General features: G+C 72.6%; 10 protein-coding genes and 1 pseudogene. 5 read left to right on the forward strand and 6 right to left on the reverse strand.

The genetic code is table 11. The features are described from left to right. Positions 1-26: 26 nt before the first annotated feature. Together OG444_RS38315 and OG444_RS38320 are read right to left on the reverse strand one after the other, a co-directional pair. Complete coding sequence (locus tag OG444_RS38315) at positions 27-191, reverse strand: hypothetical protein (RefSeq protein WP_327266482.1); 165 nt, start codon at positions 189-191, stop codon at positions 27-29. A gap of 25 nt (positions 192-216) precedes the next feature. Next, a pseudogene (locus OG444_RS38320) lies at positions 217-420 on the reverse strand (response regulator); the annotation flags it as partial. A 149-nt stretch (positions 421-569) separates the two neighbouring features. Between OG444_RS38320 and OG444_RS38325 the strand changes: the two are divergent. Beyond that, positions 570-995 (forward strand): secondary thiamine-phosphate synthase enzyme YjbQ, encoded by a 426-nt coding sequence (locus tag OG444_RS38325; RefSeq protein WP_327266483.1) that lies wholly within the window; start codon positions 570-572, stop codon positions 993-995. Positions 996-1,120: 125 nt separating this feature from the next. Further along, positions 1,121-1,528 carry a hypothetical protein gene (locus OG444_RS38330; RefSeq protein ID WP_327266484.1) on the forward strand — a complete coding sequence of 136 codons (408 nt, stop codon included), beginning with the start codon at positions 1,121-1,123 and terminating at the stop codon, positions 1,526-1,528. Between the two features lie 63 nt (positions 1,529-1,591). On the opposite strand, the gene OG444_RS38335 is transcribed toward OG444_RS38330, so the two are convergent. Both OG444_RS38335 and katG read right to left on the reverse strand, forming a co-directional pair. Beyond that, on the reverse strand, positions 1,592-1,945 hold the full coding sequence (locus OG444_RS38335) for a hypothetical protein (protein ID WP_327266485.1): 354 nt from the start codon (positions 1,943-1,945) through the stop codon (positions 1,592-1,594). A 209-nt stretch (positions 1,946-2,154) separates the two neighbouring features. Then, positions 2,155-4,392 (reverse strand): catalase/peroxidase HPI, encoded by a 2,238-nt coding sequence (gene katG, locus OG444_RS38340; protein WP_327266486.1) that lies wholly within the window; start codon positions 4,390-4,392, stop codon positions 2,155-2,157. A gap of 411 nt (positions 4,393-4,803) precedes the next feature. Between katG and OG444_RS38345 the strand changes: the two genes are divergently transcribed. After that, the gene (locus tag OG444_RS38345; RefSeq protein WP_327266487.1) at positions 4,804-5,214 is read left to right on the forward strand and encodes a Fur family transcriptional regulator; all 411 of its coding nucleotides are present in this window, start codon (positions 4,804-4,806) and stop codon (positions 5,212-5,214) included. Between the two features lie 19 nt (positions 5,215-5,233). On the opposite strand, the gene OG444_RS38350 is transcribed toward OG444_RS38345, so the two are convergent. Continuing rightward, positions 5,234-5,794, reverse strand: coding sequence for a hypothetical protein (locus OG444_RS38350; RefSeq protein ID WP_327266488.1), 561 nt, complete (start codon positions 5,792-5,794; stop codon positions 5,234-5,236). Between the two features lie 226 nt (positions 5,795-6,020). Here OG444_RS38350 and OG444_RS38355 point away from each other — a divergent pair, with 226 nt between their 5' ends. After that, complete coding sequence (locus tag OG444_RS38355) at positions 6,021-9,929, forward strand: Pls/PosA family non-ribosomal peptide synthetase (protein WP_327266489.1); 3,909 nt, start codon at positions 6,021-6,023, stop codon at positions 9,927-9,929. A gap of 95 nt (positions 9,930-10,024) precedes the next feature. After that, the gene (locus OG444_RS38360) at positions 10,025-11,437 is read left to right on the forward strand and encodes a M1 family metallopeptidase (RefSeq protein ID WP_327266490.1); all 1,413 of its coding nucleotides are present in this window, start codon (positions 10,025-10,027) and stop codon (positions 11,435-11,437) included. A 19-nt stretch (positions 11,438-11,456) separates the two neighbouring features. Here the strand turns inward: OG444_RS38360 and OG444_RS38365 are convergent, their stop codons facing one another. After that, on the reverse strand, positions 11,457-12,641 hold the full coding sequence (locus OG444_RS38365) for a sensor histidine kinase (RefSeq protein ID WP_327266491.1): 1,185 nt from the start codon (positions 12,639-12,641) through the stop codon (positions 11,457-11,459).

Below are 12,641 nucleotides of genomic sequence, written 5' to 3' on the forward strand. Positions count from 1 at the left end.
GCTGACGTGCCGTCTCCACGACGCCCTCATCGGGCGTCGTCGTCATCGCCGACGCCGGTGCCGCGCACTGCCGGGGCGAGGCGTCGGGCGGTGTCGCGGGTGGCGCGCGGTACGCGCGGGCCCTGCTCGACGAGCCGGGCGGCGCGGCCCATCGTCCGCAGTGCGCGCACGGCGTCGATCAGCGCCGACACGGCCGTGCCGGCCTCGCGCCAGACACTGGCACAGCCCCACACCGTCGAGCTCGGGGAGCATCACGTCCAGGATCAGCAGGTCGGGTCGCTGCTCCCGGAACAGCTCCAGGCCCGTCAGTCCGTCCGCCGCGACCGAGATCGCGAAGCCGTACCGCTCCAGCGCGATGCGGACGGTGTCGCGGATCACCGCGTCGTCCTCGACGAGCAGCAGACGGCGTACCGGGCGGATCGGTCACCTCGGTCACCTCGGTCGCGAATCCCCCGGAGCGTGAGCGGGGACGGATCGAGCCCCTGCGATCATCGTAAGTGGCCCGCCGGTCCGGCCGACACCGGCCGAGGTTGCGCGCACCTGGGGAGCCGGGGCGCGAGGATGCAGCCATGGCCGACACCTTTGTTTCACGAACGATCGACGTGACGACCGGAGACCGGGAGACCGTCCACGACCTGACCGACGCCTGCGCCGCGTTCCTGCGGGAGGTGGCCGGGGGCCGGAGCGGACTGCTCAACGTCTTCACGCCGCACGCGACCGCCGGACTCGCCGTCATCGAGACGGGAGCGGGCAGCGACGACGACCTCCTCAAGGCCCTGGAGTCCCTCCTGCCCGCCGACGACCGCTGGCGGCACCGGCACGGATCCCCCGGTCACGGCCGGGACCACGTACTGCCCGCGATCGTCCCGCCCCACGCGACGCTGCCCGTGATCGACGGAATGCTGGAACTCGGAACCTGGCAGTCCGTCACCCTCGTGGACACCAACCGGGACAACCCGCGGCGTCAGGTCCGGCTGTCCTTCCTCGGCTGCTGACCCGCACTGCGGTCCACAGGGTGAATACGTATCAATCATGACAGGTCAGAGGCGGTTTTCGTAGGATCAAGGGCACAGTGAATTGCCCTTGTTCGGACCCCTGTGCGGCTTTCAGAATCACCGTCATGACCTTCTCAGCGAACGCCAATCACGATGCGGTCCTCCGAGCCCGAGTGGCCCTCCTCGGATCACAGACCCTGCCCGTCCGCCACGAGGTCGCCGCCTACCGTGTGCTCGCCCGAGTGAGCCCGCTGGCCTATCTGCCGCTGCTGACCATCGCGTTGTACGAGTACAGCCGCCAGGACTTCGCCCACCTGCCCGAAACAGCTCTGGCCCTGCGGGCCGAGGCGGTCGACGCGGCCCGCCGCATGTACGCCATGGAGCCGTCCCGAGACCTCCTGCTCCTCAAGGCGCTGAAGCGCTACCGGAAGCAGCTGGTGCTGATGGGGCGTCAGGAAGAACTGGACGCCGTGGACCGGGCAACGGCCCTCGTCGAGTCGGGCCGGCCGTGGCCCGGCGGCACGGGCGCGTAGCGGCAGCCCCCGCCGCCCGGGGAGCCGACGCCGGTCCACGTGGAGACGCGGACCGGCGTCGGTTCACCACTGCCAGACGAGGGACTCGCCTTCGGCCACCTCGGACCAGCGCTCGGCCGCGCGGTCGAGCGCGGCCGAGGCCAGGGCGATCTGCCGCTCGTCCAGGGGGCTCCGGCCCAGCCCCCTGCCCTCCGTACGCTGTCCCGACCAGACCCGGTAGGCCCAGTTGACGGCCAGTTCGGCCCGCATGACCGCATCGCCCTCGCGCCGCAGGACCTTCAGTCCGGAGCGGCGGTGGCGGGTCGGCGCGACTGGTGCGAAGCCTTCGAACGTGGCCCCCTGCGCCGTGGCCCCCCAGAAGCCGTCGTTGATCCCGAGCGCGCTCTCGACCGCAGCGTGCACGAGGTCGTGCGGCATGGACGGACCCGTGGGCTGCGCGGCCAGCCGGACATCGGGGCCCGTCGGCCGCGCACCTCCAGTTCGTGGCGGTCGTCCGGAAGCTTCCGGAAGATCATCTCCATTGCTCCGCCTTCCAGCAGCCCGGGTCGGGCGGTCCGTCGTGGAGGTACGCGGGCCCGGCCGCGTACCTCGAGGGGCGGGCCGGCCCCCACGGGCCGGCCCGGACGTCACGGCCGGGCGAGGTCGAACCGGTCCAGGTTCATCACCTTGTCCCACGCCGCGACGAAGTCCTTCACGAACTTCTCCTTCGCGTCGTCGCTCGCGTAGACCTCCGCGAGCGCGCGCAGCTCCGAGTTCGACCCGAAGACCAGGTCGGCACGGCTGCCGGTCCACTTGACCCGGCCCGTGGCGCCGTCGCGGCCCTCGAACGCGTGCGCGTCCTCGGACGTCGCCGTCCACGTCGTGCCCAGGTCGAGCAGGTTGACGAAGAAGTCGTTGGTGAGGGACCCGGGGGTCGCGGTGAGGACGCCGAGCGGCGTCTGCTGGTGGTTCGCGCCCAGTACGCGCAGGCCGCCGACCAGGACCGTCATCTCGGGGGCGCTCAGGGTCAGCAGGTTCGCCCGGTCGAGCAGCAGGTACTCGGCCGGCAGCCGGTTGCCCTTCCCGATGTAGTTGCGGAACCCGTCGGCGACCGGCTCCAGCGCGGCGAACGACTCCACGTCCGTCTGTTCCTGCGTCGCGTCCACGCGGCCCGGGGTGAAGGGGACCTGAACGACGAAGCCGGCGTCCTCGGCGGCCTGTTCGACGGCGGCGGCGCCGGCCAGCACAATCAGGTCCGCGAGCGAGATCCGCTTGCCGCCGCTCTGGGCGGAGTTGAAGGACTCCTGGATCCCCGTCAGGGTGCGCAGCACCGCGGCGAGCTGGTCGGGGTCGTTGACCTCCCAGCCGCTCTGCGGCTGGAGGCGGATACGCCCGCCGTTGGCACCGCCGCGCTTGTCGCTGCCGCGGAAGGACGAGGCCGAGGCCCACGCGGCCGAGACGAGCTGGGACACGGTCAGGTCCGAGGCGAGGACCTCACGCTTGAGAGCGGCGACGTCGGCGGCGTCGACGAGTTCGTGCGCCACGGCGGGCAGCGGGTCCTGCCAGAGCAGCGTCTCGGCCGGGACCTCCGGGCCGAGGTAGCGCACGACCGGGCCCATGTCGCGGTGCGTCAGCTTGAACCAGGCGCGCGCGAACGCATCGGCGAACTCGGCCGGGTTCTCCAGGAAGCGCCGCGAGATCTGCTCGTAGGCCGGGTCGATCCGCAGCGAGAGATCGGTCGTGAGCATCGTCGGGGCGTGGGTCTTCGACGCGTCGTGGGCATCGGGCACGGTACCTGCGCCGGCGCCGTCCTTCGGCCGCCACTGGTGCGCCCCGGCGGGGCTCTTGAACAGCTCCCACTCATAGCCGAACAGGATCTCGAAGAAGCTGTTGTCCCAGGTGATGGGGGTGTTGGTCCAGATGCCCTCAAGGCCGCTGGTGATCGCGTCGGCGCCCTTGCCGGTGCCGAAGGAGTTGCTCCAGCCCAGGCCCTGCGCCTCCAGCGGGGCGGCCTCCGGGTCGGCGCCGACGCTCTCCGCCGGGCCCGCGCCGTGGGTCTTTCCGAAGGTGTGGCCGCCCGCGATCAGGGCCACCGTCTCCTCGTCGTTCATCGCCATCCGGCGGAACGTCTCACGGATGTCGCGGGCCGCGGCGATCGGGTCGGGGGTGCCGTTCGGGCCCTCGGGGTTGACGTAGATGAGGCCCATCTGGACGGCGCCGAGGGGGTTCTCCAGCTCGCGGTCACCGGTGTAGCGCTCGTCGTCGAGCCAGGTGGTCTCGGGGCCCCAGTACACGTCCTCGTCGGGCTCCCAGACATCGGCGCGGCCGCCGCCGAAGCCGAACGTGTCGAAGCCCATCTGCTCCAGGGCCACGTTGCCGGTCAGGATCATCAGGTCGGCCCAGGACAGGTTCTGTCCGTACTTCTTCTTGACGGGCCACAGCAGGCGGCGGGCCTTGTCCAGGTTGCCGTTGTCCGGCCAGCTGTTGAGCGGCGCGAAGCGCTGCTGGCCGGCTCCCGCGCCGCCGCGGCCGTCGCTGATCCGGTAGGTGCCCGCGCTGTGCCAGGCCATCCGGATCATGAACGGACCGTAGTGGCCGAAGTCGGCGGGCCACCAGTCCTGCGAGGTGGTCAGCACCTCCGCGATGTCCCGCTTCACGGCGGGAAGGTCGAGGGTCCGGAACGCCGCCGCGTAGTCGAACTCCTCGCCCAGCGGGTTGGCCACGGCCGGGTTCTTGGCGAGGATCTTCAGGTTGAGACGTTCGGGCCACCACTGGCGGTTTCCGCCGCCTTGAGTCGGGTGCGGGGCACGTCCGTGGGCAACGGGACAGCCCTCCCCGCCCTCGGACTTGGCGTCCGTGACGATTGCATCGTGGTTCTCAGACATGGGAATCCTTCCGTACCAGGCGGATCACGGTGTTCAGGAACTGAATGCGACTGAATGCGATGGAACAGCCGGGGCGCAGGGCCCCGAGTACGTGGGCTCGGCCGGTACGTGGGCTCGGCCTCGCCGATCGCCTCGACGCCGAGGGGTCACCGTCCCGGACGGCAGTGAGCGGGGGGACGCCGGCGGCCGGTCACGCGCGTGCTCGGCCCCGCGCAGCTCCTCGGCGGTGGTCCGGCACGTCTTCGTCACCTGCCGCTCTGGTGTCTTCCCGTCTCTTGGCTATCCACGAAACCGATCCTACGATGGACGGAATCCAAGTCAAGAAGAACACCAGGACCACATCCAATCGGATTCCGGATGCGGATCCGCAGACTTCGGGACATCCCGTCGAACCTGAACAGGTGGGCCTGTATGAGTGACCTGCTGGAGCGTTTGCGCGGGCGTGGCTGGCGGATGACGTCCCAGCGGCGTGTGGTCGCGGAGGTCCTCGACGGCGACCACGTACACCTCACGGCGGACGAGGTGCACGCCCGCGCGGTGCAGCGACTGCCGGAGATCTCCCGGGCGACCGTCTACAACGCCCTGGGCGAGCTGGTGGCCCTCGGCGAGGTCGCGGAGGTCACGACCGACGGCCGGGCGAAGCGCTACGACCCCAACGCGCACCATCCGCACCAGCATCTGGTGTGCTCCGCCTGCGGCCTCATCCGCGATGTCCACCCGACCGGCAACCCGCTGGCCGGCCTCCCGGCGGACGAGCGCTTCGGCTTCACGGTGTCCGGGGTCGAGGTCACCTATCGCGGACTGTGCCCGGACTGCACGTAGCCGCGGGCGCCCCCCTGCCCTACCAGTCCTCGCCCTCGTCCACTTCCATGTGACGGGCGGCGCGCCAGGCCGCTTCGAACTCGTCCCTGCCGATCTCCATGCCCACGAGTTCCGGGTCGTAGAGGTCCACGACGGGCGGGTTGAAGGGCCAGTCGTCCGGGCCGCTGCGCACACCGGGCCCGTCCGGGGCCAACTCGACCTGGCGCAGCCTGCGGCCGTCGGCTTCGACCTCCATCAGGTAGAGCGTGTGGTCCTCGTCGTCCTCGTCATCCCAGCGCCGCCGCAGCCACGTGATCTTCCGGTCGGCGAGCGCGCCGAAACCCTCGCGGCCGCGCTGGGCGTCCCGCTTGGCCCGAAGTCCGTCCAGCCCCGCGGGCGTGGTGGTCCCGTCGGCCCAGGCCTCGTCCAGGTCCCAGCCCTCGGCCGCCTCCACGGTGGCCGGGGTGTCGACGACCTCCACGTCCGCGAACGTCTCGCGCACCTCCCGGACCGAGCGCGCGTGGACCCACCACCACGAGCCGCCCATGCCGTAGTCGTGGAGGACGAGGAAGCGCGACACGGGCGCCAAACGATCGGTCATACCGGCCGACGATATGCGAGCGGTCGCTCACGCTCCGCGCGGGCCCCGCGTCCCGACACGCCGCGGCCGCAATACCGTCTCTTCCCAGCCACGCGCAAGGCTTCAACAAGAAAACCCTTGATGGCGCACTAGACTGGTGGGTTGTTTGGCGCTGGTCCGGAACAACCTGGGCAGACCCGGGCTCCGCCGGCGACCCGGACGTGCCGGGAACGAGACGCGAGGGCCGATGGCAGTCACACCTGAGCGCGGTGAACTCACTCTGCTCGACGACGGGGAGACGCCGGAGGAGTCCGGCAAGCACGCCCGCTTCACGGCCGGCCCCGCCGCCCCCACCCGCACCCTCGTCGACATCTTCGAGGCCACCGTACGGACGTACCCCGACGAGCTCGCCCTCGACGACGGAACCACCCGTCTGACCTACCGGGCACTGGCCGTCGAGGTCGAGCGCCGTCGGCGGGCCCTCGCCGCCGCCGGAGTGGGACTCGGGGACCGGGTCGGCGTCCGCGTGCCGTCGGGAACCAACGAGCTGTACGTGGCCATCCTCGCGGTGCTCGCCGCGGGCGCCGCCTACGTACCCGTCGACGCCGAGGACCCGGACGAGCGCGCCGACCTCGTTTTCGGTGAAGCCGGCGTCCGCGCGGTACTCGGCGGCGGACAGCGCATCCACACCGGCCGCCCCGCGGCCACCGGCGCCCCCGCCGCCGCGCGCCCCGGCCCCGAGCACGACGCGTGGATCATCTTCACCTCCGGCTCCACAGGCAAGCCCAAGGGCGTCGCCGTCAGCCACCGCAGCGCCGCCGCCTTCGTGGACGCCGAGGCCGCCCTGTTCCTCGCCGACGAGCCGATCGGCCCCGGCGACCGCGTCATGGCCGGACTGTCCGTGGCCTTCGACGCCTCCTGCGAGGAGATGTGGCTGGCCTGGCGCTACGGCGCCTGCCTGGTGCCCGTACCCCGCTCCCAGGTCCGCAGCGGCGCCGACCTCGGCCCCTGGCTCGTCGAACAGGAGATCACCGTGGTCTCCACCGTGCCGACCCTGGCCGCGCTCTGGGAGCCCGAGGCACTCAACGAGGTCCGGCTCCTGATCTTCGGCGGCGAGGCCTGCCCGCCCGAGCTCACCCAGCGGCTGGTCACCGAAGGCCGCGAGGTCTGGAACACCTACGGCCCCACCGAGGCCACCGTCGTCGCCTGCGCCGCCCTCCTGACCGGTGAGGAGCCCATCCGGATCGGCCTCCCGCTGAACGGCTGGGAACTGGCCGTCGTCGACGAGTCCGGGGAGCCGGTGCCCATGGGCGGCAGCGGCCAGCTCGTGATCGGCGGCGTGGGCCTCGCCCGCTACCTCGACCCCGACAAGGACGCCGAGAAATACGCCCCCCTCGCCTCCCTCGGCTGGGAGCGCGCCTACCGCAGCGGTGACCTCGTACGCGCCGAACCGGACGGCCTGGTCTTCCTCGGCCGCGCCGACGAGCAGATCAAGCTCGGCGGCCGCCGCATCGAACTGGGCGAGGTGGACGCGGCGCTCCAGGCGCTGCCCGGCGTCGCGGGCGCGGCCGCCGCCGTACGCACCGCACGCAGCGGCAACCAGCTGCTCGTCGGCTACCTCGTCACCCAGGACGGCTGGGACCACGCCGCGGCGGTCACCCGGCTGCGCGCCGAGCTGCCCGCCGCCCTCGTACCGCTGCTCGCCCCCGTCGACGAGCTGCCCACCCGCACCTCCGGCAAGGTCGACCGCGACGCGCTGCCCTGGCCGCTGCCCGACCTGGAGACCTCCGGCCCCACCGAGCAGCTCTACGGCACCGAGGCCTGGCTCGCCGAACAGTGGAGCGAGACCCTCGGCGTGACCGTCGCCGGCGCAGCCGACGACTTCTTCGCCATCGGCGGCAGCAGCCTCGCCGCCGCACAGCTCACCACCCGGCTGCGCACCCGCTACCCGAGCGCCGCCGTCCTCGACATCTACCAGCAGCCCACCCTGCGCAAGCTGGCCCGCCACCTGGAGAAGTCCGCCCAGGGCGACGGCGCGGCCCGCACCGTCGCACCGGTCCCGCTGCGCTCCCAGGTGACCCAGTCGCTGCTCCTGGTCCCGCTGTTCACCCTGGTGGGCCTGCGCTGGACGGTCGCCCTGCTGGCCCTGGGCAACGTACTGCACCACTTCGGCAGCTTCCCGTGGGCGCCGACCGCCTCGTGGTGGCTCGTCGCCGCGGGCGCGGCGCTGCTCTTCAGCCCGCCCGGCCGCCTCGCCATCGCCGCCGGCGGCGCCCGCCTCCTGCTGCGCGGGGTGAAGGCCGGCCGCCACCCGCGCGGCGGAAGCGTTCACCTGCGCCTGTGGACGGCCGAGCGGCTGGCCGAATGCGTCGGCGCCACGTCCCTCACCGGCTCGTGGCTGGAACGCTACGGACGCGCCCTCGGCGCCAAGATCGGCCCCGAGGTCGACCTGCACTCCCTGCCACCGGTCACCGGAATGCTCAAACTCGGCCGCGGCTGCGCCGTCGAGTCCGAGGTGGACCTGTGCGGCCACTGGCTGGACGGGGACCACCTGGAGATCGGGCCGGTCAAGGTCGGCGCGGGCGCCGTGGTCGGCACCCGCAGCATCCTCTTCCCCGGCGCCCGGGTCGGAAAGCGCGCCGAGGTGGCCCCCGGCTCCGCCGTGGTCGGACAGATCCCGACCGGCCAGCGCTGGGCCGGAGCGCCCGCCGGCAAGCTCGGCAGGGCCAAGCGCAACTGGCCCAAGGAACGTCCGCCGCGCGGCCTCTTCTGGCGGGCCGCCTACGGAGCGGCGGGCTTCGGCCTCACGGCCCTGCCCGTGCTCGCCGCCCTGCCCGCCCTCCTCGTGGTGAGCCGGTTCGTGCCCGCCGACGCCGGGCTCACCGGAGCACTGCGCGGAGCGCTCCTCGCCGTGGTGCCCGGGGCGCTCGCCTTCGGGTTCGCGTACGCGGCCCTGCTGCTGGTCTTCGTACGCCTGCTCAGCCTCGGCCTGCGCACGGGCACCCACCCGACCCACAGCAGGGTCGGCTGGCAGGCCTGGACCGTGACCCAGCTGATGGATCTGTCCCGCGAGACGCTCTTCCCGCTGTACGCCGGGCTCATCACGCCGGTGTGGCTGCGGCTGCTCGGCATGAAGATCGGGCGGGGCGCCGAGGTGTCCACCGTGCTCGCCCTGCCGAGCCTGACCACCGTCGGAGAGGGCGCCTTCCTCGCCGACGACACCCTGACCGCCCCCTACGAGCTGGGCGGCGGCTGGATGCGCATCGGACAGTCCGAGATCGGCCGCCGGGCCTTCCTCGGCAACTCCGGAATGACCGCCCCCGGCCGCTCCGTGCCGGACGACGGGCTGGTCGGCGTACTGTCCGCCACCCCGAAGAAGGCCAAGAAGGGCAGCTCCTACCTGGGACTTCCGCCGGTCCGGCTGCCCCGCTCCACCGCGGACGCCGACCAGAGCCGGACGTACGAGCCGCCCGCACGGCTGCTGTGGGCGCGCGGGCTGGTCGAGCTGTGCCGGCTCGTCCCCGTCTTCTGCTCGGCCGCCCTGGCCGTGCTGACCGTGACGGCGCTCTGCGCCCTCATCACGGCGAGCGGCCTGGGGATCTGGGGAGCCGCGCTGCTCTCCGGTGCGGTGCTGCTCGCCGCCGGAGCGGCCGCCTGCGCGGTCGCGGTGACCGCCAAATGGCTGCTCGTGGGCCGGCACCGGACGGGGGAGCACCCGCTGTGGAGCGGCTTCGTGTGGCGCAACGAGCTGGCCGACACCTTCGTCGAGGTACTGGCCGTGCCCTGGCTCGTCGGGTCCGTGCCCGGCACGCCGGCGCTGGCCCTGTGGCTGCGCGGGCTCGGGGGCCGGATCGGCCGGGGTGTGTGGTGCGAGAGCTACTGGCTGCCCGAGACGGACCTGGTCGTGCTGGGCGACGGGGTCAGCGTGAACCGCGGCTGTGTGTTGCAGACGCACCTCTTCCACGACCGGATCTTGAGGACGGATACTGTGGTCCTCCGTGAGGGCGCCACCCTGGGCCCGGGCGGAATCGTCCTGCCCGGGAGCACGGTGGGGGCCCGCAGCACCCTGGGTCCCGCCTCCCTCGTGATGGCCGGGGAATCCGTCCCCGCCGACACCCGCTGGCTGGGCAATCCGATCGAGGCGTGGCGGTCCTGACCGGGCCTTCCGCGCCGGAGCCGGCAGCAGCGAGCGCACCGGTACACCGGCACACAGCACGTCGTACGAGCACAGCGCAGGGAGCGGAAGCGGCAGTGAGCGGCCAGAGAACAGAGCCATCGGACCCGTACTTCCCGGCCAACGGCGACTCCCGTTACCGAGTGCACCGGTACGAACTCGCTCTGGAATACCGCCCCGGCCCCAACCGGCTGGCCGGGACGGCCCGCCTCAGTGCGATCGCCGGCCGGGCACCGCTCACCGAGTTCCACCTGAACCTGGCCGAATTCAGAATAGGCCGCGTCCTCGTGAACGGCCGGGCCCCGCACTACACCCACCGCGGCGGCAAGCTCCGTCTGCGCCCGGCCAAACCGCTGCCCGCCGGCTCCGCCTTCACCGTGGAGGTGCACTGGTCGGGAAACCCCAAGCCCGTGCGCAGCCCCTGGGGCGGCCTCGGCTGGGAGGAACTGACGGACGGCGCCCTCGTGGCCAGCCAGCCCGTCGGCGCGCCCTCCTGGTACCCCTGCAACGACCGGCCCGCGGACAAGGCCTCCTACCACATCTCGGTCAACACGCCGTCCGCCTACACGGTCGTGGCCGGCGGCCGGCTGCTCACGCGGACGACGAGGGCCAGCACGACCACCTGGGTCTACGAGCAGTCCGCACCGACCTCCAGCTACCTGGTCGGGCTGTCCATCGGCATGTACCAGACGGTGCTGCTCGGCGACCCCGGACTCGGGGGAGTGCCGCAGAGCGCCCACGTGCCGGCGCACCTGCTGCCGCGGTTCTCCCGCGACTTCGCCCGGCAGCCGGCCATGATGCGGCTGTTCGAGGAACTCTTCGGGCCCTATCCCTTCGGTGAGTACGCGGTGGTCGTCGCGGACGAGGAACTCGACGTCCCCGTGGAGGCGCAGGGCCTGTCCCTGTTCGGCGCCAATCACGTCGACGGCGTACGCGGCTCGGAGCGCCTGATCGCCCACGAACTCGCGCACCAGTGGTTCGGCAACAGCGTGACCATCGCCGACTGGCGGCACATCTGGCTGAACGAGGGCTTCGCGAAGTACGCCGAATGGCTCTGGTCGGAGCGCTCCGGCGGCCGCACGGCGCACGAGCTCGCACGGACCGCGCACCGGACGCTGCTCGCGCAGCCCCAGGACCTGAAGCTGGTCGACCCCGGGCGCAAGCTGATGTTCGACGACCGCCTCTACCAGCGCGGCGGCCTCACGATGCACGCGATCCGCTGCGCCCTGGGCGACGACGCGTTCTTCCGCATGCTGCGCGACTGGGGCACCGTGTACCGCCACGGCGTGGTGTCCACCGCGAGCTTCACCGGCCACGCGGCCCGCTACGCGGCCGAGCCGCTGGACGACCTGTTCTCGGCCTGGCTGCACCGGACGGCCCTCCCGCCGCTCCCGGCGCCGTCGCCGCAATCCCCGCCGTCGATACCGGCGAGGCCGAAGTACCCGCCGACGAACGGCGGCCCCAAGGGCCGGGGCAAGGCCTCGGCGTAGCGGGCCGGGCGCACGTGGCTCAGGAGGCCGCGCGAACAGCGGCGAGCGGCATGCGGGCCCGCACCTGCCATTCCCCCTCGGGGGTGGCGCCGGCCCGGAAGGTGCCTCCGGCCAGGGTGACGCGTTCGCTCAGTCCCTTGAGCCCGTAGCCGGGGCGCGAGGTCCCGTGGGCGGTCCCGTCGTTCGTTATCCGCACGGCCGCCTCGTGGGGGCGGACGCGTACCTGGACGCTGACGTGGCGGCAGTGGCGGGCGTGCTTGCGGATGTTGGTGAGGGCCTCCGCCGTCACCCGGTGCAGCGTGGCGGCCACCTCGGACGGCACGGTGTCCGTCGGGCCCTCCTCACTGAAGTACGCCGGTACACCGTGCAGGGCGAACCCCTCCACCAGGGCGCGCAGGTCGTCCATGCCGGCGGGCGCGGCCTGCGCCACGCCGGACCCGCACGCCCCGAGCCCGCCGACCATCTGCCGCATGGAAGCGAGCGCCTCCGTACCGGTCTCCTCGATGCGCTGCAGCGCGGGCAGGACCATGTCGGGCCGCCTGGCGGCGACCGCCCGGGCGCCCTGGGCCTGGACCACGATGCCGGTCACGTGATGGGCGACGTAGTCGTGCAGATCCCTGGCCAGTTCGATGCGCTGCTCGAGCCGGACGTGGTGTTCGCGCTGCCGCCGGTACGCCGCCACCATCCGCGCGGTCACACTCGCCCCGGCCACCACGACAGTGATCAGGGTGAGACCGAACGCGACGGAGAGGCTGCCCTCCTGCACGCCGATCGACAGGGGCCGCACGATGACGGCCGCCGCCAGCAGGAGGGCGACGGGCCCGGTGGCGGCCGCCGGACCGCGCCGGGCGACGAGGGCCAGCACGACCAGGAGGGCGACGGGCTCGAACGCCCCGTAGACGAACGGCACACCGGCGGTTCCGTAGCCCAGGTGCAGGGCCGCGGAGCAGGCCAGCGAGGCGGCGGCGGCGCCACCCCCGGCGTAGGCGTAGAGCCGGGCCTCCTTGAGCAGGGGCAGCGTGACGAGGACGGCGCCGACGGCCGCGGCCGACAGTGCGAGCCAGCCCTGCTGCGCCGAGCCGGTGAACGCCCTGGCGTGTACGTCCGTCCAGGTCGCGGCCGCGAGCACGCAGGCCGCGAGGGCCTGCAGGAGGACGCCCGTCCTGCCGGGAGCGGCGAGGAAGCGGAGGAAAGGAGACCACAT

This window comes from Streptomyces sp. NBC_01232 (genome assembly GCF_035989885.1).
In the GTDB taxonomy this organism is placed as follows: domain Bacteria; phylum Actinomycetota; class Actinomycetes; order Streptomycetales; family Streptomycetaceae; genus Streptomyces.